Origin of the sequence: Rhizobium sp. PL01, assembly GCF_033447125.1 — a bacterium.
Lineage (GTDB): Bacteria > Pseudomonadota > Alphaproteobacteria > Rhizobiales > Rhizobiaceae > Pararhizobium.
On sequence record NZ_JAWQUM010000004.1, the window covers coordinates 156049 to 181734 of the forward strand.

General features: G+C 59.2%; 27 protein-coding genes. 15 read left to right on the plus strand and 12 right to left on the minus strand.

Annotated features, from left to right (window positions below):
• Window positions 1-43: 43 nt before the first annotated feature.
• The 6 genes from R6X40_RS11165 to R6X40_RS11190 all read left to right on the plus strand — a co-directional run bounded on the left by R6X40_RS11165 (window position 44) and on the right by R6X40_RS11190 (window position 7894).
• Window positions 44-1576 carry a sugar ABC transporter ATP-binding protein gene (locus R6X40_RS11165; RefSeq protein ID WP_318413563.1) on the plus strand — a complete coding sequence of 511 codons (1533 nt, stop codon included), beginning with the start codon at window positions 44-46 and terminating at the stop codon, window positions 1574-1576.
• Between the two features lie 46 nt (window positions 1577-1622).
• The gene (locus R6X40_RS11170; protein ID WP_318413565.1) at window positions 1623-2651 is read left to right on the plus strand and encodes an ABC transporter permease; all 1029 of its coding nucleotides are present in this window, start codon (window positions 1623-1625) and stop codon (window positions 2649-2651) included.
• A 66-nt stretch (window positions 2652-2717) separates the two neighbouring features.
• Window positions 2718-3671: a substrate-binding domain-containing protein gene (locus tag R6X40_RS11175; RefSeq protein WP_318413567.1), complete on the plus strand. Its 954-nt coding sequence runs from the start codon at window positions 2718-2720 to the stop codon at window positions 3669-3671.
• Window positions 3672-3929: 258 nt separating this feature from the next.
• Window positions 3930-4982, plus strand: a complete 1053-nt coding sequence (locus R6X40_RS11180) for a sugar phosphate isomerase/epimerase (RefSeq protein WP_318413569.1) — start codon at window positions 3930-3932, stop codon at window positions 4980-4982.
• Between the two features lie 184 nt (window positions 4983-5166).
• On the plus strand, window positions 5167-6348 hold the full coding sequence (locus R6X40_RS11185) for a Gfo/Idh/MocA family oxidoreductase (protein WP_318413571.1): 1182 nt from the start codon (window positions 5167-5169) through the stop codon (window positions 6346-6348).
• A gap of 172 nt (window positions 6349-6520) precedes the next feature.
• Entirely contained in the window at window positions 6521-7894 is a 1374-nt protein-coding gene (locus tag R6X40_RS11190) for a GH1 family beta-glucosidase (RefSeq protein WP_318413574.1), read from the plus strand.
• A gap of 60 nt (window positions 7895-7954) precedes the next feature.
• Here the strand turns inward: R6X40_RS11190 and R6X40_RS11195 are convergent, their stop codons facing one another.
• The 5 genes from R6X40_RS11195 to R6X40_RS11215 all read right to left on the minus strand — a co-directional run bounded on the left by R6X40_RS11195 (window position 7955) and on the right by R6X40_RS11215 (window position 11506).
• Window positions 7955-8899: a rhodanese-related sulfurtransferase gene (locus R6X40_RS11195; RefSeq protein WP_318413577.1), complete on the minus strand. Its 945-nt coding sequence runs from the start codon at window positions 8897-8899 to the stop codon at window positions 7955-7957.
• 61 nt (window positions 8900-8960) lie between these two features.
• The gene (locus tag R6X40_RS11200; RefSeq protein ID WP_318413580.1) at window positions 8961-9317 is read right to left on the minus strand and encodes a VOC family protein; all 357 of its coding nucleotides are present in this window, start codon (window positions 9315-9317) and stop codon (window positions 8961-8963) included.
• A 68-nt stretch (window positions 9318-9385) separates the two neighbouring features.
• Window positions 9386-10078, minus strand: coding sequence for a YafY family protein (locus R6X40_RS11205; RefSeq protein ID WP_318413582.1), 693 nt, complete (start codon window positions 10076-10078; stop codon window positions 9386-9388).
• A 50-nt stretch (window positions 10079-10128) separates the two neighbouring features.
• Window positions 10129-11034, minus strand: a complete 906-nt coding sequence (locus tag R6X40_RS11210) for a CHAD domain-containing protein (protein WP_318413584.1) — start codon at window positions 11032-11034, stop codon at window positions 10129-10131.
• Window positions 11009-11506: a CYTH domain-containing protein gene (locus tag R6X40_RS11215; RefSeq protein WP_318413587.1), complete on the minus strand. Its 498-nt coding sequence runs from the start codon at window positions 11504-11506 to the stop codon at window positions 11009-11011. The genes R6X40_RS11210 and R6X40_RS11215 overlap by 26 nt, the downstream gene beginning before the upstream one ends.
• A gap of 233 nt (window positions 11507-11739) precedes the next feature.
• On the opposite strand from R6X40_RS11215, the gene R6X40_RS11220 reads away from it, so the two are divergent.
• From R6X40_RS11220 to R6X40_RS11240, 5 genes are all read left to right on the plus strand, one after another.
• Window positions 11740-12378: a 2-dehydro-3-deoxy-phosphogluconate aldolase gene (locus R6X40_RS11220; RefSeq protein ID WP_318413590.1), complete on the plus strand. Its 639-nt coding sequence runs from the start codon at window positions 11740-11742 to the stop codon at window positions 12376-12378.
• Window positions 12379-12576: 198 nt separating this feature from the next.
• Complete coding sequence (locus tag R6X40_RS11225; RefSeq protein WP_318413593.1) at window positions 12577-13230, plus strand: rhomboid family intramembrane serine protease; 654 nt, start codon at window positions 12577-12579, stop codon at window positions 13228-13230.
• Between the two features lie 140 nt (window positions 13231-13370).
• On the plus strand, window positions 13371-14135 hold the full coding sequence (locus R6X40_RS11230) for a tellurite resistance TerB family protein (RefSeq protein WP_318413596.1): 765 nt from the start codon (window positions 13371-13373) through the stop codon (window positions 14133-14135).
• Window positions 14136-14271: 136 nt separating this feature from the next.
• Entirely contained in the window at window positions 14272-14964 is a 693-nt protein-coding gene (locus tag R6X40_RS11235) for a GNAT family protein (protein WP_318413599.1), read from the plus strand.
• Window positions 14961-15176 carry a hypothetical protein gene (locus R6X40_RS11240; protein ID WP_318413602.1) on the plus strand — a complete coding sequence of 72 codons (216 nt, stop codon included), beginning with the start codon at window positions 14961-14963 and terminating at the stop codon, window positions 15174-15176. The genes R6X40_RS11235 and R6X40_RS11240 overlap by 4 nt, the downstream gene beginning before the upstream one ends.
• A 4-nt stretch (window positions 15177-15180) precedes the next feature.
• Here R6X40_RS11240 and R6X40_RS11245 read toward each other — a convergent pair whose 3' ends face one another.
• From R6X40_RS11245 to R6X40_RS11255, 3 genes are all read right to left on the minus strand, one after another.
• Window positions 15181-16206, minus strand: a complete 1026-nt coding sequence (locus tag R6X40_RS11245) for a nickel/cobalt transporter (protein ID WP_318413604.1) — start codon at window positions 16204-16206, stop codon at window positions 15181-15183.
• Window positions 16200-16841, minus strand: coding sequence for a DUF1007 family protein (locus tag R6X40_RS11250; protein ID WP_318413607.1), 642 nt, complete (start codon window positions 16839-16841; stop codon window positions 16200-16202). Before R6X40_RS11250 ends, R6X40_RS11245 begins: the two co-directional genes overlap by 7 nt.
• A 99-nt stretch (window positions 16842-16940) precedes the next feature.
• The gene (locus R6X40_RS11255; RefSeq protein WP_318413610.1) at window positions 16941-17840 is read right to left on the minus strand and encodes a LysR family transcriptional regulator; all 900 of its coding nucleotides are present in this window, start codon (window positions 17838-17840) and stop codon (window positions 16941-16943) included.
• A 709-nt stretch (window positions 17841-18549) separates the two neighbouring features.
• Here R6X40_RS11255 and odc2 point away from each other — a divergent pair.
• Together odc2 and R6X40_RS11265 are read left to right on the plus strand one after the other, a co-directional pair.
• A complete protein-coding gene (gene odc2, locus R6X40_RS11260; RefSeq protein ID WP_318413612.1) occupies window positions 18550-19683 on the plus strand; it encodes an ornithine/lysine decarboxylase in 1134 nt (377 codons plus the stop codon).
• Between the two features lie 101 nt (window positions 19684-19784).
• The gene (locus R6X40_RS11265) at window positions 19785-20375 is read left to right on the plus strand and encodes an N-acetyltransferase (protein WP_318413615.1); all 591 of its coding nucleotides are present in this window, start codon (window positions 19785-19787) and stop codon (window positions 20373-20375) included.
• A 55-nt stretch (window positions 20376-20430) separates the two neighbouring features.
• On the opposite strand, the gene R6X40_RS11270 is transcribed toward R6X40_RS11265, so the two are convergent.
• The gene (locus tag R6X40_RS11270) at window positions 20431-21597 is read right to left on the minus strand and encodes a hypothetical protein (RefSeq protein ID WP_318413618.1); all 1167 of its coding nucleotides are present in this window, start codon (window positions 21595-21597) and stop codon (window positions 20431-20433) included.
• Between the two features lie 263 nt (window positions 21598-21860).
• On the opposite strand from R6X40_RS11270, the gene R6X40_RS11275 reads away from it, so the two are divergent.
• Both R6X40_RS11275 and R6X40_RS11280 read left to right on the plus strand, forming a co-directional pair.
• Entirely contained in the window at window positions 21861-22166 is a 306-nt protein-coding gene (locus R6X40_RS11275; RefSeq protein ID WP_318413621.1) for a hypothetical protein, read from the plus strand.
• A 300-nt stretch (window positions 22167-22466) separates the two neighbouring features.
• The gene (locus R6X40_RS11280; RefSeq protein WP_318413624.1) at window positions 22467-22910 is read left to right on the plus strand and encodes a glyoxalase superfamily protein; all 444 of its coding nucleotides are present in this window, start codon (window positions 22467-22469) and stop codon (window positions 22908-22910) included.
• A 7-nt stretch (window positions 22911-22917) separates the two neighbouring features.
• Here the strand turns inward: R6X40_RS11280 and R6X40_RS11285 are convergent, their stop codons facing one another.
• The 3 genes from R6X40_RS11285 to R6X40_RS11295 form a co-directional block, all read right to left on the minus strand.
• Window positions 22918-23484, minus strand: coding sequence for a hypothetical protein (locus tag R6X40_RS11285; RefSeq protein WP_318413626.1), 567 nt, complete (start codon window positions 23482-23484; stop codon window positions 22918-22920).
• 62 nt (window positions 23485-23546) lie between these two features.
• Window positions 23547-24536, minus strand: coding sequence for a WD40 repeat domain-containing protein (locus tag R6X40_RS11290; protein WP_318413627.1), 990 nt, complete (start codon window positions 24534-24536; stop codon window positions 23547-23549).
• Window positions 24536-25660, minus strand: a complete 1125-nt coding sequence (locus tag R6X40_RS11295) for a GTP-binding protein (protein ID WP_318413628.1) — start codon at window positions 25658-25660, stop codon at window positions 24536-24538. Before R6X40_RS11295 ends, R6X40_RS11290 begins: the two co-directional genes overlap by 1 nt.
• Window positions 25661-25686 lie beyond the last annotated feature (26 nt).

A 25686-nucleotide genomic window follows, 5' to 3' on the forward strand; every position in this document is an offset into this window, starting at 1 on the left:
GTTTACATAGCATAAAGCGGACGGGAGCCGCAGGGAGGAATTCATGAGTTCGCAGACCAGTGGCGCCGGTGACGGCGCGGTCGTGCTGTCCGCACGGCGCATCAGCAAGTCGTTCAACGGCGTGCAGGTCTTGTTCGGCGTCGACTTCGAACTCCGTGCCGGCGAAATCCACGCTTTGATGGGCGAAAACGGCGCCGGCAAGTCCACGCTCGTCAAGATTCTCTCTGGTTTCGAGCAGCCAACCTCCGGCGAAATCATCCTCGATGGACATGCAGTCAAGCTGCCGCCGAATGGCGCGGCCGAAGCGCTCGGCATCGTCATCATTCACCAGGAATTCAATCTTGCCGAACACCTGACCGTCTCTGAGAGCCTGTTTCTCGGACGCGAAGTCACCCGCTTTGGCGTACTCGACCGCAAGTACATGCGGGTCGAAACGCGGCGCGTCCTCGATCTGCTCGGATCGCATGTCGATGAAAATGCAATGATCAGTTCGCTGTCCATCGCCGACAAGCAGATGGTCGAGATCGCCAAGGCCATCAGCCGCGATGCGCGCGTGGTCTTCATGGACGAGCCGACCGCGGTGCTTTCCCGCGAAGAAACCAATTTCCTGTTCAAGCAGGTGCGCAAGCTGCGCGACCAGGGCACGAGCTTCGTCTTCGTGTCGCACAAGCTCGATGAGGTCATGGAACTGACCGACCGGGTGACGGTGCTGCGCGATGGTCAATGGATCAAGACCTCGCCGACATCGATCCTCGACGGCGAGTCGATCGCCCAGTTGATGGTCGGGCGCGAACTGTCAAAGCTCTATCCGGCCAAACGCGAACCCAATGTCGACGAAGAGATTGTGCTCAGCATCGATGCGCTATCGACCGGCTATGTCAAGGACGCGACGTTCGAGGTCCGCAAGGGTGAAATCCTCGGGTTTTCCGGCATGATCGGCTCCGGTCGTACGGAGCTGATGGAAGCGATTGCCGGGTTGAGGTCGCGCGCCTCCGGCGAAGTTATCATCCGCGGTGAAACGGTGCCATCCGGCGATGTGCATGCCGCCAACCGGCGCGGGCTTGCCTATATGACCAAGGACCGCAAGTCGAAGGGACTGCTGCTCAATTCGCGCATGACTGCAAACCTGACGCTGCAATCGCTCGAAAATCACGGCAAGCTTGGCTATCTCAGCCCCGCCAGCGAGGCGCAGGCATTGGAGCGCGCCCGTCGCCGCTTCGATATCCGGGTGCGCGATGGCAATGTCGTGGCTGGCCGCATGTCCGGCGGCAACCAGCAGAAGCTGCTGCTCGCCAAGGTCATGGAGACAGAGCCCGAGATCATCATCATCGATGAACCCACCCGCGGCATCGATGTCGGCACCAAGCAGCAAATCTATCATTTCATCTCGGCACTGGCGCGTGACGGACGCTCGATCATCGTCGTCTCCTCCGAAATGCCGGAGGTGATCGGCCTTTGCACCCGCGTCGCGGTGATGCGCGAGGGGCGGATTGTCGGCATGCTGGAAGGCGATGAAATATCCGAACAGGAGATCATGCGCTATGCGGCCGGACTGAAGAAAAAGGCTGCGGCCTGAACTGTGCAGGCACAAGCGGCGCACTGAAAAACAAACCCCAGGGATAATGGGACGGGAGGTTGGAGTGGACACGAGCGTGAATGAGGAAACCCGGGACGTGCGGCGCCGGAGCTGGCGGGACGTCGACCTTCGGGCCGTTGCGCCGTTTGCGGCATTGGTGCTGCTTCTCATCCTCGGGGCAATCGTCAATCCGAACTTCATCGGGCTGAACAATCTTGCCAACGTGGCAACCCGCAGCGCCTTCATCGCTATCATTGCGATTGGCGCGACGTTTGTCATTTCCTCCGGCGATCTTGATCTGTCGGTCGGTGCTATGGTTGCCTTCGTCGCCAGCCTGATGATCCTGTTCATGAACTCCGGCGTCATCGCCGATCCGGCCCTGATGCTGACGGCGGCGGTGCTTTTCGCCGTCGTCGCAGGATCCCTCTGTGGTCTGGCAAACGGCCTGATTACCACAGTCGGCAGGATCGAGCCGTTCATCGCCACGCTCGGCACCATGGGTATCTATCGCGGCCTGACGACATGGCTGTCTCAGGGCGGGGCGATTACGCTGAAGGACCCGGCGCTGCAGGAAATGTACCGGCCGGCCTATTTCGGTTCCATCCTCGGTTTGCCCGTGCCGATTGCGGTGATCCTGGCGGTCACCTGCGTTGCGGCCTTCATTCTCTACCGCACCCGCTATGGCCGGCACGTCGTCGCCGTCGGTTCGAATGCCGATGTTGCCCGTTATTCCGGCATTCCGGTCAACCGGGTACGTACTATCGCCTTCGTCATTCAGGGGTTGTGCGTGGCGATTGCGGTTCTTCTCTATGTGCCACGTCTCGGCTCAACCTCGGCCACCACCGGCATCCTGTGGGAACTCCAGGCAATCACGGCTGTCGTCGTCGGCGGCACTGCGTTGAAGGGCGGAGCCGGCCGGGTCTGGGGGACGATCTGCGGCGCCTTCATTCTGGAGCTTGTCGGTAACATCATGCTGCTGTCCAATTTCATCAGCGAATATCTGATCGGCGCCATTCAGGGCACGATCATCATCGTTGCGATGCTCGTCCAGCGCTCGCTGGTGCGGAAATCGTGAATAACCGGGTTCAGGGGGTCGCCCGGTAAGGACTGTTAGACCCGCATTCACTAGGGAGAGAGAAACATGCGTAAAGGACTATTGGGCGCAGCCGCCGTCGCCGTCATGGCGCTGACCAGCGTTGCCCACGCGCAGGAGGAAAAGAAGGTCACGATCGGCGTTTCGATCCCGGCCGCCGACCATGGCTGGACCTCGGGTGTCGTGTTCCATGCTGAACGTGTCGCCAAGCTGTTGATGTCGCAGCATCCGGGCCTCAACGTCATCGTCAAGACGTCGCCGGATCCGGCGAGCCAGGCCAATGCTGTGCAGGACCTTGAGACTCAGGGCATCGACGCGCTGGTCATCCTGCCGTCCGACCCGGATCCGCTGGTCAACGCCATCAAGGAAGTCAAGAGCAAGGGTACGTTCGTCGCCATCGTCGATCGCGCACCGTCGGTCAACGACAATACCGTGCGTGACCTCTATGTTGCCGGCAACAACCCGGCGCTTGGCCAGACGGCCGGCGAATATATCAAGGCAACGACACCAGACGCCGAAGTCGTCATCATCCGCGGCCTGCCGATCCCGATCGACCAGCAGCGTCAGGACGGCTTCGACAAGGGTATCGCAGGTTCCAATGTCAAGGTTCTCGACCGCCAGTTCGGCAACTGGAACCGCGACGATGCCTTCAAGGTCATGCAGGACTACCTGACCAAATACCCGAAGATCGACGTCGTATGGTGCCAGGACGACGACATGGCTGTTGGCGTACTGCAGGCGATCGACCAGGCCAAGCGCACCGACATTCAGTATGTCGTAGCCGGTGCCGGTTCGAAGGACATGATCAAGAAGGTCATGGACGGCGACAAGATGATCCCGGTCGACGTGCTCTATCCGCCGGCAATGGTTGGTACCGCGCTCGAAATGACCGTTGCCAACTTCTACGGCCAGGTTCCGGTTCGTGGCGTCTACACGATCGACGCAACGCTCGTGACCAAGGACAATGCCAAGGATTTCTACTTCCCCGATTCACCGTTCTGATCGGCCAAGCTAATGACCGGGCGCCCGTCGAAAGCGGGCGCCTTTTTCTTGTCCGGACCGGATCTGTCAGCCCTTTTCAGTTTTTGCTGCACGTACCTCTTGCCGCAGATGGAAGACCATGATTAGGTTCCCGCGCACTGGAATTCTAGCCGTCCCAACGGGATGGCAATTGTCGCAGGAAGGCGCCCTGTCTACGGCGAATGACCTTCTGAAACACAACGGAAACGTTTACGGTCGATAGTCAGGGAGGAATCTGATATGAAAACCATCAAAGGCCCCGCGCTCTTTCTCGGACAATTTGCGGGTGATGCCGCTCCCTTCAATTCGTGGGATTCGATCACCAAATGGGCTGCTGATTGCGGCTATATCGGCGTTCAGGTTCCGACTTGGGCCAGTCAGCTGATCGATCTGAAAAAGGCCGCGTCGTCCAAGGATTATTGCGACGAATTCGCCGGCAAGGCCCGCGAAAATGGCATTGAGGTCACAGAGCTTTCAACCCATCTCCAGGGCCAGCTGGTCGCCGTCAATCCGGTCTATGACGAGGCCTTTGATGGTTTTGCAGCGCCTGAGGTGCGCGGCAATCCCAAGGCGCGTCAGGAATGGGCCGTCGAACAGGTCAAGATGGCGCTGACGGCCTCCAAGCATCTGGGCATCAAGGCGCACGCGACCTTCTCCGGGGCTCTGGCTTGGCCGTTCATGTATCCGTGGCCGCAGCGCCCGGCCGGTCTGGTCGAAACCGCTTTCGACGAACTCGCCCGCCGCTGGACGCCGATCCTCGATCATGCCGAAGACTGCGGTGTCGATATCGCCTACGAGATCCATCCGGGCGAGGATCTGCATGACGGCGTTACCTTCGAGATGTTCCTCGATCGCGTCGGCAACCATCCCCGTGCCAACATGCTTTACGATCCCTCACACTATATTCTTCAGTGCCTGGATTATCTCGACAACATCGACATCTATCACGAGCGCATCAAGATGTTCCACGTCAAGGACGCCGAGTTCAATCCGACAGGGCGCCAGGGCGTCTATGGTGGCTATCAGGGCTGGGTCAATCGTGCAGGGCGCTTCCGCTCGCCGGGCGACGGTCAGGTCGATTTCGGCGCGGTGTTCTCGAAGCTGACGGCCAATAATTTCGATGGCTGGGCCGTGGTCGAATGGGAATGCGCGCTGAAGCATCCGGAAGACGGTGCCCGCGAAGGCGCCGAGTTCGTCAAGCACCACATCATCCGCGTCACCGAAAAAGCCTTCGACGATTTCGCTGACAGCGGTACGGACGACGCGGCTAACCGACGTATGCTCGGACTTTAGCACTTTCCTTCTCCCTGCTCGCGGGGAGAAGGTGGCCCGAAGGGTCGGATGAGGGGCCGCCGAATATTGCTGGCAATCAGACTTAGAGCTCGAGCCATGCCCCTCACCCCAACCCTCTCCCCGTAAACGGGGAGAGGGGGTAATCGCGGTCTCCGCAAATTCAAAAATCCAAAGGGAGAACTCCATGGCAATCGAAGGAACCACTGAGGTTCGGGAAAAGCGCATTCGCCTCGGCATGGTCGGCGGCGGTTCGGGCGCATTCATTGGCGCCGTCCACCGCATGGCCGCGCGGCTTGACGATCATTTCGAGCTGGTTGCCGGCGCGCTTTCATCGACCCCGGAAAAGGCTAAGATTTCGGGCGCCGAGCTTGGTCTTGATCCGTTGCGCAGCTATTCCGATTTCAAGGAAATGGCGATCCGCGAGGCCAAGCTGAAAAACGGCATCGAAGCCGTTGCCATCGTCACGCCGAACCATGTGCACTACGAGGCGGCACGTGAGTTCCTGAAGCGCGGCATCCATGTGATCTGCGACAAGCCGCTGACCTCGACGCTTGCAGATGCCAAGAAGCTGAAGAAGCTGGCCGACGAGAGCGATGCGCTGTTCGTGCTCACCCACAATTACACCGGTTATCCGATGGTCCGTCAGGCCCGCGAGATGATTGCCAATGGCGATATCGGTGCTGTTCGGCTCGTCCAGATGGAATATCCGCAGGATTGGCTGACGGAGAATATTGAACAGTCTGGCCAGAAGCAGGCCGCATGGCGCACCGACCCTTCGAAGTCCGGAGCAGGTGGTTCTACCGGCGATATCGGCACGCATGCCTATAATCTCGGCGCTTTCGTTTCCGGCCTTGAGTTGGAAGAGCTTGCCGCCGATCTCGACAGTTTCGTCGAAGGGCGGGCCCTTGATGACAACGCCCATGTGATGATGCGCTTCAAGGCAAAGGGCGGCCAGCGCGCCAAGGGCATGCTCTGGTGCAGCCAAGTGGCCCCAGGTCATGAGAACGGCCTGATGGTCCGGGTCTATGGCACCAAGGGCGGCCTCGAATGGACACAGAAGGACCCGAACTACCTCTGGTACACGCCATTCGGCGAGCCGAAGCGGCTGATCACCCGCGCTGGTGCAGGCTCCGGCCCGGCCGCTGCCCGCGTGTCTCGCATCCCGTCCGGACATCCGGAAGGCTATCTCGAAGGCTTCGCCAATATCTACACCGAAGCCGCCCGCGCCATCTTTGCCAAGCGCAAGGGCGTGGCCGTCGATCCGGCTGTCATCTATCCGACAATCGACGATGGCATGAAGGGCATGGTCTTCGTCGATGCCTGCGTCCAATCGTCCAAGCGCAATGGGGCTTGGATCAAGGTCTGATCAAAAGGCATTCTCTGCTGTCAATCGCTCCACCCCCAAATGGGTGGGGCGACCGGTTCTCGGCGATTCTACGGTTGACTTTTGACCGTTCCAGATTACTGCAACGTTTCAGATTTCCTGACTGACGCGGAGCGAAGGCTGTTTGCTGCCGCGCAAATCCGATGAGAACGAGATGATCGAAGCAAACAAACTGGCTGAGCGTTTCCCCGGCGACTTCATTTTCGGTGTCGCGACCGCCTCCTTCCAGATCGAAGGCGCCACCAAGGCAGATGGCCGCAAGCCTTCTATCTGGGATGCCTTTTCCAACATGCCCGGTCGCGTCTATCAGGGCCACAACGGCGATATCGCCTGCGATCATTACAACCGGCTGGATGAAGACCTCGACCTGATCCAGAGCCTCGGCGTCGAGGCCTACCGTTTCTCGATTGCCTGGCCGCGCATCATCCCGGAAGGCACTGGACCGATCAATGAGAAAGGGCTGGATTTCTACGATCGTCTCGTCGATGGCCTGAAGCAGCGCAACATCAAGGCCTTCGCCACGCTCTACCATTGGGATCTTCCGCTTTCGCTGATGGGTGATGGAGGCTGGACGGCCCGGACAACGGCCTACGCCTACCAACGCTATGCGAAAACCGTCATTGCCCGTCTCGGCGACCGGCTGGATGCGGTGGCGACTTTCAATGAGCCGTGGTGCTCCGTCTGGCTCAGCCATCTCTACGGCATCCACGCGCCGGGTGAGCGCAACATGGATGCAGCCCTTCATGCGCTGCATTTCACCAATCTTGCCCATGGCCTCGGCGTTGCCACTGTTCGCGACCTGCAGCCGAACCTGCCGGTCGGCATCGTCATCAACCCGATGCATGTCTATGCCGGAAGCGCGAGCGCTGAAGACAAGGCAGCGGCCGAACGCGCCTTCGACTTCCACAACGGCGTCTTTTTCGGCCCGATCTTCAAGGGCGAATACCCGGAGAGCTTCCTCTCCGCCCTCGGCCATCGCATGCCGGCCATCGAGGATGGTGATATGGCGACGATCAGCCAGAAGACCGACTGGTGGGGCGTCAACTATTATACGCCAATGCGTGTGTCCCATGATCCGGCTGAAGGCGCCGAATTCCCGGCGACGATCAATGCCAAGCCGGTCAGCGATGTGAAGACCGATATTGGCTGGGAAGTGTTTCCGCAGGCGCTGGGCGATCTCATCCGCACGGTCAACGACCGTTACGCGCTACCGGATTGCTACATCACCGAAAATGGTGCCGCCTACAATATGGGCCTCGAAAATGGCGTGGTCGATGACCAACCACGGTTGGATTACGTCGCCGCTCACCTTGCCGTCACGGCGGACCTGATCACCGAAGGCTATCCGATGAAGGGTTATTTCGCCTGGAGCCTGATGGACAATTTCGAGTGGGCGGAAGGCTACAAGATGCGTTTCGGCATTGTCCATGTCGACTATGATACCCAGGTCCGTACCATCAAGAAGAGCGGTCACTGGTACAAGGAGCTGGCCGAACAGTTTCCGAAAGGCAATCACAAGGCCGGGTGAGGGCGCTTTAAACGCCGCCGGCTAATCGGCCAAAAGGCCGCCCTGCATCCGGGGCTGTTCTCAACTACCCAGATGCCGTTCACCGCGTTTCTTTGCCAGGTCCATCTGCTGCTGCCGCTGGCGGTAGCGCTGGCGGTCGTCTTCAGTGCGGGTGTCATGGCAATGGACGCAGGTCACGCCATGTTCGTGATGCGGTGACAGAAGGTCCTGCGGTGTTAGCGGCTGGCGGCAAGCGTGGCAGAGTGTATGCTCGCCTTCCTTCAGGCCGTGTGTGACCGAGACGCGGTCGTCGAAGACGAAGCAGGCGCCGTCCCAGAGGCTTTCCTCTTCCGGCATGTCCTCCAGATATTTCAGGATACCGCCCTTGAGGTGATAGACCTCGTCAAAGCCTTGCTCCTTCATGAAGGCTGTCGCCTTCTCGCAGCGGATGCCGCCGGTGCAGTACATGGCGATCTTCGGCTTGGCGGCGAGATCGGCATTGTTCTTCACCCAATCGGGGAATTCACGAAAACTCTTGGTGTGGGGATCAACCGCGCCGCGGAACATGCCGATGGCCGTCTCGTAATCGTTGCGGGTATCGATCACCAGCGTATCCGGATCGGAGATCAGCGCGTTCCAGTCCTTCGGCGCCACATAGGTGCCGACGATCTTGTTGGGGTCGATATCCTCGACGCCCATGGTGACGATCTCTTTCTTCAATCGCGCCTTCATGCGCAGGAACGGCATGGACGATGCCCAGCTTTCCTTGTGCTCGAGACCTGCGAATTCCGGCTGGGCGCGCAGGAACGTCAGGACGGCTCTAATGCCGTCTTCCGGCCCGGCAATCGTGCCGTTGATACCCTCGTGCGCCAGCAGCAACGTGCCCTTGACGCCATTGTCATCGCAGATGGTCTGCAGCGGTTCGCGAAAGTCGGCGAAGCGTCCAAACGCGGCAAAATGATAAAGCGCAGCCACCAGAAACTGGCCGCTGTCTTGCGGGCGAGGGGTTTGAAGAATGTCTGTCATGCGGCGTGAAATACAGCTTTCCGGCCGCGCACGCAATCGGGTGTGCGGCCGGTATGATCGCTCAGGCGGCTTGCGGCGTGAACACACGCAGGCGATGGCCGTCCGGATCGGTGCAAGTGAAGGTATAGTCACTGTCCGACGAGATGGGCTCCTGCAGGATCGTCACACCTTTCCTGCGCCATTCATCGTGAAGGGCATCGACACCTTCACGCCCGGCGACGAAGATCGGCAACTCGGTGTCGCTGGCATTCACATTCGCCGGTAGCCTCTTCCTTGCCAGGCCAAGTTTCAGTGCGTCATTCATCAGGACGACTGCATAGCTCGGCGACAGTTCCAACGGCAGTGCACCGAACATCGCCATGTAGAAAACGGCGCTCTCGGCCGGGCTTTCGACAGGCAGAACAAAATCGGTTTTCATGGCAGTCTCCTCTTCGTGGGTTCGGAGACTTTTCTATTCTGGCATGCTGTCAATTTATGGCAGTAGGATCACATGTCATGAGGGACTTTGTGCGTGCGCCGCCATTCCGCCAGCAGCCGGTCGCGCCGGCGTGGAATTCGGATGCCGGTGACGGTCATGGTGGTGAACCGGTCGGTGCGAAAATGACGAAAGTCGTTGCGCAACTCGCACCAGGCCGCAAGCACGCGGGTTTCCTCGAAATAGGCAAGCGCAAAAGGCCAGATTCGCCGCGTGGTCGGCTGGCTGTTGACGTCGGCATAGTCGATGTCGATCTTCATACCCAGCCGGATGGCCTCGCGAATGGCAGGGAAGTCGGTGGTGCCGAGACGCAGATCGCGCGTATTGTAGACGAGCAGAGAATTCGTCTCCAGTTCATGGCGCAGATCGTCGGGCAGCACGGCAGCGATCTTTGTCAAAGCGTTGCCAGCGGCGTCCTTCAACTCGTCGTCGGTCCGCGCTGCCACCCAGCGCGCGCCGAGCACCAGTGCCTCTATCTCCTGTTCACTCAGCATCATTGGCGGCATCAGGAAGCCGGGTTTGAGAACGTAGCCGAAGCCGGGCGCGCCCTGAATGTCGGCACCTTGCGCCTGCAAGGTGGCGATATCGCGGTAGAGCGTGCGGATGCTGATACCCATGCGCTGCGCGAGCGCGCTGCCACTGACCGGCCGCCGGTAGGTGCGTAGAAGCTGGATGAGATCGAGAAGACGGGTGGAGCGGGACATACCCGACCATACTGCCAGAGATTGGCAGTATCAATGCCGGCAGAGCAGCGTCAGACCGCGTCCTGCCACAAGAGCCTGATCTTGCGGCTTTCCGCCTTCGGATCATCGCGAAAAGCCGAAGCGGCAACGGTCAGCGCCTGTTCCCGCAGGATTTTCTGGCGGGTGATCACGGCTGAGAGAAGGTAGGCGACGTCCTCGCTCTTACCGAGGAGATGCGGCTGTTCATCGACGAGGGAGGCAAGCAATGCAAGGTCGTTGTGATGGCCAAGCAGATCGACGATCTTCGTGACCTCGACCCGCTTTGCATGCATTGCCGAGGGCCACAGACGTTGCAAAATATCCAGATAAAAACGGTAGTCCTGGCTGCGTTTGCGCAGTTCATGAAACAGGTGTGCATCGGTGGTATCTGCGCAGGCCTGCAGCGCCGCTGCGGCTCTCTCCAGTGCCTTGCGCCAACCCTTGGCGATGCGCCTCGCGCCCTTTTTTCCGCCATCCTGAAAGGTGATACGGGAAAGCGCGTCCAGTGCCCGGCCGCAGGTCGAGATCGCCGCCGCCACGCATTCTTCCAGTTGGCTGCCCTCCGCCGCCCGCTCGTCGCGCCGGGCGGTCAACACCTTGCCGATCCGTTTCAACGCAGCGCGTTCGTCGTTGTTCTCGGCGTGGTCAAGCAGATGCCGGCTGACCTCGACAAGCGCGGTCGCGTCACGGGAGGTCGAGAGCGTCCGTGCCATGTTGCGGATGCGCGCATTTTCCGATCGCCGGAAAGCCGGGATGTCGGCGGCGGCGAGGCGATAGAGGGAGCGCAGTCTCTTGAAATTCTTTCGCGCCTCGTGGACGGCCTCCGGCAGACCTTGTGGGCGGTCCGTCAACGCTGTGACGGCCAGCGTCAACTGCTCTGTTCCAACTGCCTTGAACTCCGCCGTGAAATGTTCAGAAGGGCGAATATGATAGCTCATGATCTGCCTTGGATACCAACGGGCTGGTTGAGAGATACTGGTTCGAGTAGTGCGGGTCCCCGGTCACCTCGGCACCCAGCCAGTCGGGCAGGGCCGGTGTGTCGCCTTCGGCGTCGAGTTCCACTTCGGCAACGACAAGACCTTCATGCGCGCCACTGTAGACATCGACCTCCCAGAGAAAGCCGTGATGCTGGACTTCATAGCGGGTCTTTTCGATGATGAGGCCAACAGCCATCGACATCATGTCCTTTGCCTCGGCAACGGAGATCTCATATTCGAATTCGTCGCGGGTCATCGAGCCGCTACCGATCTTGATTGTCAGCTTGGCCCGCGTGTCGTCCATCAGCCGGATGCGCACGGATCGGTCGTCCATGGTGACGATATAGGCTTGCAGAAAGCGCGTTCCGCTATCCGCGGTGTCGCGCCAGCTGTCCGATGCCACCAGAAACTTGCGTTCAATTTCCTTGGCCATTGATAAGCCTGCTGTTTTTGCCGCCCATAAAATGAACACTACAGGATTGTGACATTGGAACAAGCGAGCACTTCGGGCTAGTTTACCGCTTTCTCAACGCGCGGCGCGGGTTCGGGTGTTAACCGTGCGTCACCATGTCCGAATAGGCTCGGACGGTCCCGTTTGGTATCGACAAAAGCGGATGGGAAGAGTATTCGAACCTCACTTCAATCGTTTTAAAAGGGCTGTCCGGCATGAGCGAGAAAACCGATAGACTTCTTTCCGTCCTGAAATTGCAGCCGGTTGTTCCGGTGCTGATCATCGATGACCTCGCGATCGCCGTGCCTCTGGCGCGCGCTCTCGTTGCCGGTGGATTGAAGGCGATCGAGATTACCCTGCGCACGACGGCGGCTCTTGAAGCCATCCGGGCCGTTGCCAACGAAGTCGAAGGTGCCGTTGCCGGCGCCGGAACCGTCCTCAATGCGGCGCAATACGAGGCGGCTGTCGAGGCGGGCTCAAAATTCATCGTCAGCCCCGGCACGACGCAGGAACTGATCGACGCTGCCAACGATTCGGAAATTCCGCTTCTGCCGGGCGCTGCCACGGCCAGCGAAGTCATGGGTCTGCGCGAAGAAGGCTACAAGGTGATGAAGTTCTTCCCGGCCGAACAGGCGGGTGGTGCTGCTTATCTGAAGTCGCTGTCTTCGCCGCTTGCCGGAACGCTGTTCTGCCCGACCGGTGGCATTTCTCTGTCGAATGCCAAGGATTATCTGTCGCTGCCCAACGTCGTCTGCGTAGGCGGCTCCTGGGTCGCGCCAAAGGAACTGATTGCCAAGGGCGACTGGGCTGGCATTACCAGGCTTGCAGCCGAAGCGTTCGCACTGCGGGGCTGATCGCCTCGATTGTTCCAGGGGCCGGGGCTTGTCTCCCCAGCCCCTAACTTAAATGTGCGATCAAAATAAATACTGTTATCGAATCGCCTTGTGGCATGGGCGTTTCGGGCGGCTTGTGTTGTTCGAAATATCGTCGTGAAGCAGTCTGCGCACTCACCTGTCGCAGAACCGCCGCTTTAATCAGGATTTTCGAGATGATTGGAACTGCCCCAGATTGCAGAAAGTACCCTGATGGAGCGTAATTTTCGGCCAGGCCGATTGAATGTCTCGATGGCCTTGGCAGTATTGACGATAGTCGTTTCGTTATCGGTTTCTTATTTTGCCAATGGTCAGATTTTCAGCACTGTAAAGATGCCGATCCTCAGAGCCTACGGTGGCACAACCTTTGAGGATATAAGGAATCTGGAGCTTTGGCGTCTCATCACCGCTCAGCTCGTTCATGCGAAACAGGCCCATATGCTGCTCAATGCGTTCTGCCTGTTTCTGCTTGGTAGTTTGGTAGAGAGCAGGGTCGGAGGTTGGCGGACATTTCTGGTTTGGTTTATTGCCGGCGGCATAGCCACCGCCATAAGTCCGATCCTGATTGAAGCACCGTGGAACGTAGGAACGGGCGCGTCACAAGCAACCTTTGCTTTTGCTGGATGCGCGACGGTGCTTGCGCTTTCTAGCACGCTCAAGCGCAAGCAGGCGTGGGCCTTGATTTCTCTTGTAGTCCTTCCCGGTGTCATGCTCGATCTGATCTACGGGGGCTACCCTAAACCGGGGCACGTGGCGGGATTTGTGCTCGGAATGCTTTTCGGGAAACTTTACGATAGCCGCGATGTAAGTGGTCGTTTGCCGCAAAGCTCCTGAGTTTTGCCACAAACCACATGTCAGCTGGTGCTGGGGCTCGTCTCCGGCTTTTTTCATTTCGGCCGTCTTTCATTTGTATTCCTCTCGTTGCATTCCTATGTCTCTATCCGACCGAAACCGGCCTCAAGGGAGTGGACCGAATGTTTGATGCGAAGAAATTGCTGGATCAGTTGTTGGGTTCGCAGATCCCCGGTGCCGGTGGAACGGTGCGCGATCGCGCCGGACAGGCGACGCAGATGGCCAAGGACAACCCGTTGGCCGCCGGCGCCATTGCTGCTGTCCTGCTCGGCACCGGTACCGGCCGTCAGGTGGCCGGCTCGGCGCTGAAGCTTGGTGGTCTCGCCGCCATCGCCGGTCTTGGCTATCAGGCCTACAAGAATTACCAGGCCGGCAAGGAGCCTGCCGCGCAGCCGGAAGCACAGGCCCAGCCTGAACTGCTGCCGCCTCCATCCGATTCCGGGTTCAGCACCGAACCTGCCACCATCCGCAACGATTTCGTGCTTGTTCTGGTCCGCGCCATGATTGCCGCTGCCCGTGCCGACGGCCATATCGACGATGTCGAGCGTGCCCGCATCATGGACAAGGTCAAGGTCTCCGGTCTGGATTCCGAAGCCGAACAGTTCCTGCACGAAGAGCTGAGCAAGCCCGTCGATCTCGATGCCATGGTTGCTGCAGCCGTGACCGAGGAAGAACGTGTCGAACTCTACACCGCTTCACGTCTTGCTATCGATGCCGACAGCCGGGCTGAGCGCGGTTATCTTGACCAACTCGCCGGGCGTCTTGGTCTTGCCGATGCGCTGATCGATCATATCGAGGCGACAGTCTCTTCGGCCAAAACCCCGGTTATCGAGGCGCAGGCAAACCCGCCGCAGACCTCGGTGCCGCCGATCAAGTCGCCTTGGTGATCGATCCATCATCACTTTGCATTTGTGCGGATGCCTGAGCTGTCCTATGCCAGCGTCAAAGCCTTTGTCATGACCGGCGCGGTTTGCCCGTGCCGGTCTCAAAGGTTGATGGTGTGGTCGCTGGTGGAGTGTGCAGATGCGTGATTTGACCAATTGGACTGGTTGCCCGGCTCCAAAGCCGGTGACTCTGGAAGGCCGTTACGTCCGCATTGTGCCCTATGATCGCGCAGCGCATCTGGAGGCACTGTGGCAGGCTTTTGGCGAGCTGGAGATCAATGCCCGGCTGCAGTATTTCGCGCAGGATAATTTCGGCAGCATTGAGGATTTCGATGCCTGGCTGACGGCCGTGCAGAAGGGCGGATGGATCACCGAAGTGTTTTATGACAAGGCAAGTGGTGATGTTGTTGGCATGGCCAATTACATGCGCCCTGATCCGGCCAATGGCGTGGTCGAGGTTGGCGGTGTTGCCCACTCTTTCTCGATGGCTCGCTCGCCGCTCTCGACCGAGGTCCACTACCTGATGGCCAAGCACGCCTTCGAAGACCTGGGCTATCGGCGTTACGAGTGGAAATGCGACAACCGCAACGAAGCCAGCAAGAAGACGGCAAACCGTCTCGGGTTCAGCTTCGAAGGTGTTTTTCGCCAGCATATGTTGTCGAAGCGCGCCAATCGCGATACCGCATGGTTCTCGATTATTGACGGCGAATGGCCTCTGCTCAACGCTTCTTTCGAAGCCTGGCTGTCGCCGGAGAATTTCGCTGGAGACGGCACACAGAAGCGCAAGCTTGAAGATATTCGCGCTGAACTGGCGCAAAAGGAGACTGCATGAACACCCCGGAAAAGAAGGACCGCTCGCCGGCAATCGCCGCAGCAGTCATCCTGCTTGTCGTCGGGGTGGGCTTCTTCTTCCTGCCGAAAATCATGCTCTGGCTCGGCACGTTCTCGCCCTGGCTGGCTGCAGCCTTTGGCGCGGTGTTCGTGCTCGCCTTCTTCCTGATCTTCTGGCTGCGGGCCCGCTACCAGCGTGGTCGCGGGCTCTGAGCGCTCAGCCCTGAAGCGACGCGCCGAGCAGGAGAATGCCCAGCACCAGCACCAGCAATGCGCCGGAGATTTCGATGCCATTGCTGATGCGCATGGCGGATGATCCGCTGGAGGCGTAACGCAAGGCGAGGTCCTTGGCGGTGACGGCGAGTGTCGCCAGTGCCGAGACGGTGATCGCCGTGCCGATCGACATGGCAAACACGGAAAGCACGCCGCCGAGATAGAGCCCGTTCAGAAGCGCGAAGCTGAGCACGATCAGCGCACCGGAGCAGGGCCGCAGACCCACTGCAATAATCGCTGACCAAGCCTCGCGGAGCGCGAACCGGTCGCCCTTGAGCATTGAGGGATCGGGAGCATGTGCATGGCCGCAGCTGTCGCAGACCTCACCTGGTCCATGGCTATGGCCATGATGATGGGAATGGTCGTGGGTATGATGACCATGATCGTGATGACTGGCGTGCGCCATTGCGGGCGCGAGACTGCGCTGCCTCATGCCCCGCAGCTTGCGAAACAGCAGCCATCCGCCAAAAGCCGCGATCAATGCGTAGCTGACCACTTCGAGGAAATGGGTCGCCTGTGTCATCGAGATTGATGAACCGCGCAAGACCAGATAGGCGGCGCCGACGAGAAGAATGGCAACGCCGCCTTGCATCATCGATGACAGGAACGACAGGAGCACGCCGCGCTTCAGTTCGGTCTCGTTGGCGATCATGTAGGAGGAAATGACCGCCTTGCCATGGCCGGGACCAGCCGCATGGAAGACGCCATAGGCAAAGGACAGCCCGATCAGCGACCAGAGGTGCCAAGGGTCGTCCCGCATGGCTTTGATGGCTTCGGTCAGCGTATGGTAGAAGCGCTGCTGCTCCATGTTTATCCAGGCGAAGAAACCGCCGAAAATACCACTGGTGTTGAAGGATGGTTCGGCAGTGCCGATGCCAAGCGGCGACTGCGCGTGAGCAATACTGATGGAAGCGGCTGCAAGGATCAGCGCCAGACCGATCAGGCGCGCAGGACGACGCGCCATCAGCATTTGAACTCGATTCGTGTGGCAAACATCTTCGACATGTCGGTTCCGGTCGGGTCGTTGAAGAAGGCGTCGGTCAGGCTGGCCTGATTCTGCGAAAGCACTTCATCCGGGTCCGGGCGAACCACCTTGTGTTCGCAGGCGTTCAGCTGGTCGCCGACCGCAACGAGGTCACCGTCCGTTGGAAAATCCATCGCCGTGTACATGGTGGGGTCATAGACACCGAACGACATGTTGCCCTTCAGTGGGATCGCCTCGGCCGGCTTGACAGCAAACATCAAAAGCAGCTGGCCGTCCTTGTAGTCGGCGGTAATTTCGCTCGGCTTGTTGACCTTGATGGTTTTGCCGTTGTCGGTGATCGTCGTGTAATAATTGTATTCTTGCAGAGAATCGAGAACGGTCTGGCCGACCTCCTGCAACTCGTCGGGATCGAGCTGCGCATTGGAATTCTTGTCGAAATCCATCACGACACTGGCAGAAAACAGCTCGTCGAAGCGCCAGACATTGCGCAGCTCGGTAATCTGGTTCGTGCTGTCGGCAACGATCTCTAGCCGGGCTTCTGCGAAAATATGGGGGTGGGCGAGGGCTGCGCAGGGAGCAAGCACTGCCGCTGCCGTGAGGAGCAGGAACGATCGTTTCATGCTGTCATGATTCCTTTGGCTGTTTCGGCGCAAAGCCAACTTCCATGCAATGTATGTTAAATGGGACGGAATTGGGACTTTTGGTCCGTTGCGAACCCGTCAATTTCCCGTGTTCTGGCGAAACCAGGCGTGCAGGAAGTCGACGAAGGTGCGCACTTTGGTCGGCAGATAGCGCCGGTGCGGATAGATCGCGTAGATGCCGCGGTCCTTCGGGATGTAATCTTCGAAAATGGAAACCAGCGTGCCGGCTACGACCTTTGGCCGGGCGATGAAATCGGGAACGCCGGCAATACCCATGCCGGACTCAGCCGCGCGGACGGCGGCGAGCGGGCTGTTGACCTCGATCGGGCCGCCAACCGGAACGCTGAACCCGGTGCCGTCGGGCTCGACGAAACGCCAATTGCTGTAGGATCTGCCGTTGGTGTCGATGATGCAGGGCTGCCGCGACAGTTCGGACGGGTGGTTGATCGGGCCGAATTCTTCAAGGAAGGCCGGTGTCGCGCAGTACAGAACCTGGAAATCATCAAGCTTGCGGGCGATCAGCGTCGAATCCTCCAGCTTGGTGATACGGATCGCCACGTCAAAACCTTCCTCGACCAGATCGACGAAACGGTCGTCGGAGATGATCTCCAACGACAGTTCCGGATGCGCCTTGCCGAAATCGATCAGCGACTGGCCGATTTCCGCATCGACGAACGTGCGCGGCGCGGAAATACGCAGGCGGCCCTTGAGGTCGGAATTGCTGGCGCGGACGAGATCGGCAAGGTTGTCGATTTCCTTCAGGATTTCCGATGCTGTCCGGTAATAGGTATGGCCGGCCTCGGTAAGGGAGAATTGCCGGGTCGTGCGGTTGAGCAACAGGGCGCCGAGCTCGTCCTCCAGTTCGCGCACGTATTTCGACAAAAGCGCCTTCGAGCGCCCGACGCGCCTTGCGGCTGCCGAAAACCCCTCGGCATCGACGACATCGATGAAGGCGCGAATGCGGGTCAATGTATCCATCGGGCTGCTTTTCCTGCCTGTTCGGGCTGATGCCCCATTCGTGATTCGCTTTTTTGGGTCATTGCGACGATAGACCGGCGTCACTGAAAGTCGAAGGACTGCTGCGTATGTTAACGTTTGGCATTTTGCCAAGCCTCGGTGCAGCGTCCTAAAAGTGATCTTAAAACAAGGCTTTGGTTTTCGCGATGGCGTCACGGAGATTGTTCAGGAAATGTGAACATCTTAACGGCTTTTGTCGCGCATAAAAAATCAACAGCCAATTTGAAAAAAGTCTTGATTACGACAAGGTTTTTTCTTATCTCCGTTTCAGCCCAAAGTCGCACGTGCCCATGGGTGTCCGCCGACCCTCGAATTTGGTGAGGAAATCGGTAAGGTACCTGGAATTAACCCCTCCAGTCGCTCCTCCGGCCAACCGGAAAATGCGAGGACATCTGAAGCAACGACGGTGCGGGCCTTTTTGTTCTCTCCCTGCTTTCCATCAGCGGGGGTTACTGAAGAGGCACACCTTCATTGCCGGAAGTGCGGTAGGGTCATCCTTCCAATCAATGGCAGACAAAGCGGATCAAAGCTCTTGGCAGGGCGTTGTTCCATCATTCGCGCATCGTGCGCATGTCTGGATCCGGGGTCTCCACCGGCTGGTTCCGGGGCGTGTTCACGTATGTCCTTTGTCCTCCACGTCTTCGTGGAGCGTATCTGATTGGATAGAATTATGACCACTGCACGTATCATCGACTTCCTGAACACCCGACGTCCCGAAGGTCCTTGCCTTGTGGTTGACCTCGATGTCGTGCGCGACAATTTCAAGGCTTTCCGTCACGCTCTGCCGGATAGCTCGATCTACTATGCCGTCAAGGCAAACCCGTCGCCGGAAATCCTGCGCCTGCTCGCTTCCATGGGCTCCAACTTCGATTGCGCGTCCGTCGCTGAAATCGAAATGGCGCTCGATGCCGGTGCGACTGCGTCGCGTGTTTCCTTCGGCAACACCATCAAGAAGGAACGCGATGTCGCCAAGGCGCATGCGCTCGGCGTTTCGCTGTTTGCTGTCGATAGCCATGAGGAAGTCGAAAAGATCTCCCGTGCCGCTCCCGGCGCCCGCGTATTCTGCCGCGTCCTCACGGATGGCGAAGGTGCCGAATGGCCGTTGTCGCGCAAGTTTGGGTGCGTTCCGCAGATGGCTGTCGACGTTCTCGTCTACGCTCATCAGCTGGGCCTCGTCTCGCATGGCGTCTCGTTCCATGTCGGTTCGCAGATGACCAAGGTCGATGCCTGGGATTCGGCACTCGCCGACGCCAAGCGCGTCTTCGTGCAGCTGGCAAAGCAGGGCATCGAGCTCAAGATGGTCAACATGGGCGGCGGCTTTCCGACCAAGTACCTGCGCGACGTGCCGTCGGCTGAAGCCTACGGCCAGGCGATCTTCGGTTCGCTGCGCAAGCACTTCGGCAACAACATCCCGGAAACCATCATCGAGCCGGGCCGCGGCATGGTTGGCAATGCCGGCGTGATCAAGGCGGAAGTCGTCCTGATCTCGAAGAAGTCGGATAATGACAACCACCGCTGGGTGTTCCTCGACATCGGCAAGTTCGGCGGTCTCGCCGAAACCATGGACGAAGCGATCCGTTACCCGATCCGCACCATCCATGATGCCGACGAAATGGAGCCTTGCGTCCTGGCTGGCCCGACCTGCGATTCGGCCGACGTGCTGTACGAGAAGAACATGTATCCGCTGCCGATCACGCTTTCGATCGGTGACGAGGTTCTGATCGAAGGCACCGGTGCCTACACGACGACCTATTCTGCCGTGGCGTTCAACGGTTTCGATCCGCTGAAGTCCTACGTCATCTGATTGGCGTCCTCTAAAAAGCCTGCTCCGGGTCAAGCCGGGGCAGCACCTTCACAATTAGTTTTCGATACCGTTTGAATCGGTTTTGAGTACGGGAGGCCCAGATGGCCGCTGTTCTTGATTCTGTCCGCGCTTTCTTTGCGCAGAATGCCTTCACCATCGACATGGAAAATCCGGGCGACGTCGTCGCGCGCGAAAACCTGCTTGACCTGACCATGGGTCCGAACCGCCGCCGCAAGTCGTCCGAGACGCTGCGCCGCGGCCGCGTGCCGGCCGAAGGCTTGGCGCTGGTTGCCCGCGACCCGGATGGTCATGTCATCGGTACTGTTCGCCTGTGGAATGTTGAAGCCGGCGTTAGCCATGAAGGCATGCCCGTTGATGCGCTCATGCTTGGTCCGCTGGCTGTTGATTGTGCCCATGAGGGCAAAGGCATCGGCGGCGCGCTGATGCGTGCGGCGATCGGCGAGGCGAAGTCCCGTGGTCACGGTGCCATCCTGCTGGTTGGCGATGCGCCATATTACGAGCGCTTCGGCTTTTTCGCCGAAAAGGCGCAGCACCTCGTCATGCCCGGTCCGTTCGAGCGCAGCCGTTTTCTGGCGATCGAACTGAAAGATGGCTGGCTGGAGGGCGCTGCCGGCATGCTGGTCGCCAGTGGCCGCAAGCTTGCCATGCCGCGGATGCGCCGGGCGGCTTGATGCAAGCAGATACCGTGCTCTTGGGTACGGTGGCACTTGCCAGCGGAATCCTTCTCTAGAAGGAGCCACTGACACGCGCCGTGACCTCGCTGCCCTTGTAATTGTTGGCGGGGTCCGCCTCTGTCTGCCTGACATAGGCATAGCCGAGTTCGAGCTTCGGCTTCTTCTCCTCCCCGAGCGTCAGCTTGACCGAGACGTTCCGTGTCGTTCTGTCATAGATATAATAGACATATTCACTTTCGCTGCGATCGTAGGCGAGCGTAAGCTTTGCCCATGGGTTGAGTTGGCGTGAGACCGAAATCTTGTAGCTGTCAACAATTTCCGCCAGCGCGTCGTCAATGTCGCCAATGGCGACGTCATGCTTGTAGGCGGCAGCGAATTCGAGCCCGGCCGGAGCTTTCCATTTCGCCTCGCCGCGCAGATAGGGCCGGCTCTGTCGTCCTCCATGGCTGAGGTCATCGCTGGACAGCACGATGATACCGGCTTCCGCGATCAATGAGAGGCTGCTTGTGAACTCCTTGCCGTAGGCGAGGGAGCCGCGCAAGGTCGAGGCTGGGAAGCGGGCGTAGACGGCCTGCTCGTCCCTGTCGATCATCGATTGATTATACTCGAGGCAGAGACAGAGTTCCCCGCCTTTGGCCGCGATGAAACGGCTGGCGCCAAGGGTCAGAAGCCCGACATCGGGATCCAGCTTGGCCGGTCTCAGCAAGTTGGTCGTGAAGTGCGCGTCACCTTTGAGCAATTGGCTTATCTTGGCTGTGAAAGCCGATTTGTCGCCAAACGCAGTGGTTGTAATTTTTCCGCCGATCTGAATCGCGCGATCCACGGCCCTATATCCGATGATGTTTTCCGGAAGTTGCAGGAAGACGTCTCCGGAGCTGTTGCGAATGTAGGAACCCTCAAGCTCGACAATGGTTTCCTTGCCGAGCTGTTGTGCATATCCAAGGTTGAATCCTGTTTCATGCGTGTCACCAAACCGGTAGGCACCTGTGCGCAGTTCTTCCTGATAGATCGTGTAGCTGAGCTTTGCGTCATCCTGGCCGATTGTTCCCCTCAGCCTGAGGGAGCCTTGCCAGAATGGTCCAGAAAGTGGCTCCGGGCTTTCCAAAAGGTTGCTTGAATAACCCTGTCTGGTCCAATATTCGACAGTTGTCTCACTCCGCGCCACCGTTGCCAACAGCAGGTATGCTGTGGCCATCACGGGTATAAGCAAGGCGCGCATCGTGATTTCCTCAACGCAAGGTTTCTTAAGTACACTCTGGGGTTAGATGGTTAAATAACTCCTATGGTTGACTGCGGGCAGGGCGTCGAATGCTGTTGCGGGTAGAAAAATATGAGAAAGTTATGATTTAGTAATGAATGTTAAAGTTGTATTTATTATGCTTAACAATTTATTATGAATTCCTTATCTGCTTGAGTGTCCCAATTTCAAGCATATCCTCTGGGTTGTGCATAAGGGATGCACGAACAACGGAGGTAACGACCATGAACTTCAAATCCGCATTCATCGCATTCGCCTCTCTCGCAGCTGTTGCAGCGACGGTTTCTCCTGCTTCGGCCGGTGGCCTCTCGCTTGGCCTGTTCAATGGCAAGGGCAATGGCGTCGCCAATGGCGGCATCGTTATCGCGCCAGCTGTGGACGTTGGTGACGTCCTTTCCGGCAACAACGTTCTCAACAACGTCTTGAATGGCAGCGGAAACGGCATTCTTAGTGGCGTCCTCTCCGGCAACAACACCGGTATTCTTGGCATCGGTGTTCTCTCTGGTGATGGCGGTAAAAAGCGCCGCTAACACTTGAGACGCAGGGAGAGGCACCAGCCCCTCCTCTCCCTGCGGCCGGTCGGGCTTGCATGACAACGGTGGTCGATACCTGATGGTAACGTCCGCCGTTTTTCGTTGAGCCCGTATTTGACAGGATCTGCGCAATGGATTACATGCCGCGCCAACGGGTGAGAGCCCCGGCCGTCCGCAAGCTCAAAGCTTTTGGTGAAGTCTCTCGTTCCTCTTCGGTCGTCCATGATTGTGGCGTGCGAACGGTGGCAAGGCGGGCTCCCTCCGAATGACTGCACGCTCCATGTTGGAGACTGAACGATGCGTGGATCGATCCCGCTTCCCTCACTGGATGCCCTGAAAGACCAGGCGAAACGGCTGCGCGCCAGTCTTGCCGCCGATGGTCAGGACATCACTCACTCGAAATCGCTGGAGCTTCTGGCCGCGCAATACGGCTTTCGCGATTGGAACACGCTGCATGCCGTGGCCGGAAACCGGCCGCCACTCAATCCGTGGATGCTCGGTTCGCGGGTCAAGGGCCATTATCTCGGCCAGCCGTTCGAAGCGACAATCCTTGGCGTGCAGGCGGTAACAGCCCAGCCCGGCCGCTACCGGCTGACGCTGGATTTCGACGAACCGGTCGATGTCGTCACTTTCGACAGCTTCTCGGCGTTTCGAAAGCGCGTCCACTGCACGATCGATGAAACCGGGAGAACGGTGGAGAAAACCTCGAACGGTCGGCCGCAGGTGGAATTGGCGTGGTGACGGCCATTCAGACTTTGTCGAGGAATGCGCGCCCTCGCGGCGAGATGCGATAGCCGCTCTGCAGACTTTCCGTCAGGCCGAGTTCTTTCAGCTTGCGGATTTTCTGCTTGAGCGCAGCTTTTTCAAAGCCGGTATTTCCAGCAAGCTCTGCGGCAGTGATGCCTTCGTGTGAAGTGATCAGCCGAAGCGTTTGCAATGTCCAGGCAACATCGCGATCGAGTGCGGTCAAGCGGCGTCGAAGATCTTCGCGTTCGGTTGGCCCAAGCTCGGTAAGGTTCCGCAATTCCAGCCGCGGGTCGGTGCCTGCCAGATGAAAAGCGATCCGATAAAGGGTACCCGCGCGTTGGCCCTCGATATCGGCAAGCAGCCTGTCCAGCGACGAATGGCCGGACCGAGCGGCATCCTCATTGGTGACGTCGCTCGCATCCACGACGTCGATCGCATCGATGGCGAGCACGCCGACTGCCGTGCGCAAAGTGCCGCCGGTCCGCACGGTCGGCTTCTGCCAGCGCCGAAACGCCAGCGTGACGCCACCTCTCGCGATCCCCGCGAGCACATCATTCTTGAAGAGCATGAGCGATTTTCGCGCGGCAGGTCCTGATCGTCAAGCCTGCCGCCGAAGTTCCAGGCCGGGTGTCACCCGGCGATATCGACCACGCCGCAATCGCCCGCTTCCGAACCGAAGGCAAGCTGCCGGCCGTTCTTGTTCCAGGCCATGGCTGATATCGCGCCCTTGCCGGGGCGGCGCAGCAGCACTTCCTTGCTGTCGGTGAAGCGCACCACCATGATCATGCCATCGGCATAGCCGATCGCCGCGATTTCCTCGACGGGATGGCAGCAGACCTGCGTCACCATGATGTTGGCGCGGGTGCCGAGTTCCAGCGGTGCCTTGCCCATCGGGCCGTCCTTGGCCTGGAAAGGCCAGACGATGGCGGCCGGTGCGCCGGAGGAGGCGAGCCATTTTCCCTTTGCGGACCAGGAGACGGATTTGATCTTGGCCGGATAGCCGGTCATTCGCATATGGCGGGTTTCGGCACCTGGCTTGGTGTCGAGCTTCCAGCCGTGCAGGGCGTTTTCCTGCATCGAGGTGACGACGAAACGGCCATCCGGCGAGAAGGTGACGCCGGTATGGGCACCCTTCCATTCCAGATCGACCGGCTGGCCTGCTATTGCCACCCAATGCAGCGAGACGCCATTGTAGCGGGCAAGCGCAATGCGCAAGCCTTTTGGCGCGAAAGCGATGCCTTCAACGGTCCGCTCCTCGGTAAAATCCTTGACGGTACCATCGGCCAGCCGGACATGGGCCGTCTTGCCGTAGGAATAGGCGACCGCGCCTTGAGGTCCGGCGGCAACCTGCGAAATCCATTTGCGCGGGACGTTGGCGAGTTCGCTCGTAGTGCCATCCGCCTTGATCCGCAGCACCTTGCCATCCTCGCCGCCGGTCAGCAGTGTGTCAGTGGCTTCGTCGCGAATGCACGAGAGCAGACCCTCATGCGCTTCGACGGTTTTGTGGCCGTGATCGAGGCTGTGGATGAGGCCGGAGGATTCGGCAAAGAACGGGGTGTCGCCGAGAAAGGCCACGCCGGCGACGTGACCTTGAAGGTCGAGAGGAGCAACTGTCGGCATCAGTGAGCTGCGGCCTCAGCGGGAACGGCCTCGCAAGCCTTGAACGTGCGTTCGAGCTTTTCACGGTCCAGTTCGCGGCCGATGAAGACCAGACGGCTCTCGTGCTTTTCGCCATCCTTCCAGGCGCGCTGGTGGTCACCTTCGATGATCATGTGAACGCCCTGAACCACGTAACGCTCCGGATCGTCCTTGAAGGCGATGATGCCCTTGAGGCGCAGGATGTTGGGGCCTTCCGTCTGGGTGATCTTCTGGATCCAGGGGAAGAACCGGTCTGCGTTCATCTCGCCGCCACGCAGGGAAACCGATTGTACGGTCACGTCGTGGATTGGCGATGGGGCGTGATCGTGGTGGTCATGGCCGTGATGCTCATGATCGTGGTGATGGTGGTCGTGATCATGATGGTGGTGATCGTGGCCACAATCCGGGCCGCAGGCATGATCGTGGTCATGATGATCATCGTGGTCGAGGAAATGCGGTTCGTTTTCCAGTGCCCGTTCCAGGCTGAAGGCGCCCTGATCGAGCACCTTGGTCAGGTCGATATTGGAGCGCTCTGTGCGATGGATGCGGGCCGACGGGTTGATGGCGCGTACGGTCGCTTCGATCTTTGCCAGCTCTTCCGGCGTGACGAGATCCGTCTTGTTCAAGAGGACGACGTCAGCGAAGGCGATCTGGTCTTCGGCCTCGCGCGAATCCTTCAGGCGTAGCGGCAGGTGCTTGGCATCGACAAGCGCAATGACGGCATCGAGCTCGGTCTTGGCGCGCACGTCGTCATCCATGAAGAAAGTCTGGGCGACCGGCACTGGATCGGCAAGGCCAGTGGTCTCGACGATGATGCCGTCGAAACGGCCCGGACGGCGCATCAGGCCCTCGACGACGCGGATCAGGTCGCCGCGCACCGTGCAGCAGACGCAGCCATTGTTCATTTCGTAGATCTCTTCGTCGGATTCGACGATCAAATCGTTGTCGATGCCGATCTCGCCGAATTCGTTGACGATGACGGCGTATTTCTTGCCGTGGGCTTCCGTCAGGATGCGGTTCAAGAGCGTCGTCTTGCCGGCGCCGAGATATCCGGTGAGCACGGTGACGGGAATGGGCTTGGCGGCAGCTGTGGTTGCTTCGGTCATGGGAACCTCGGAAAAATCGGGATGCC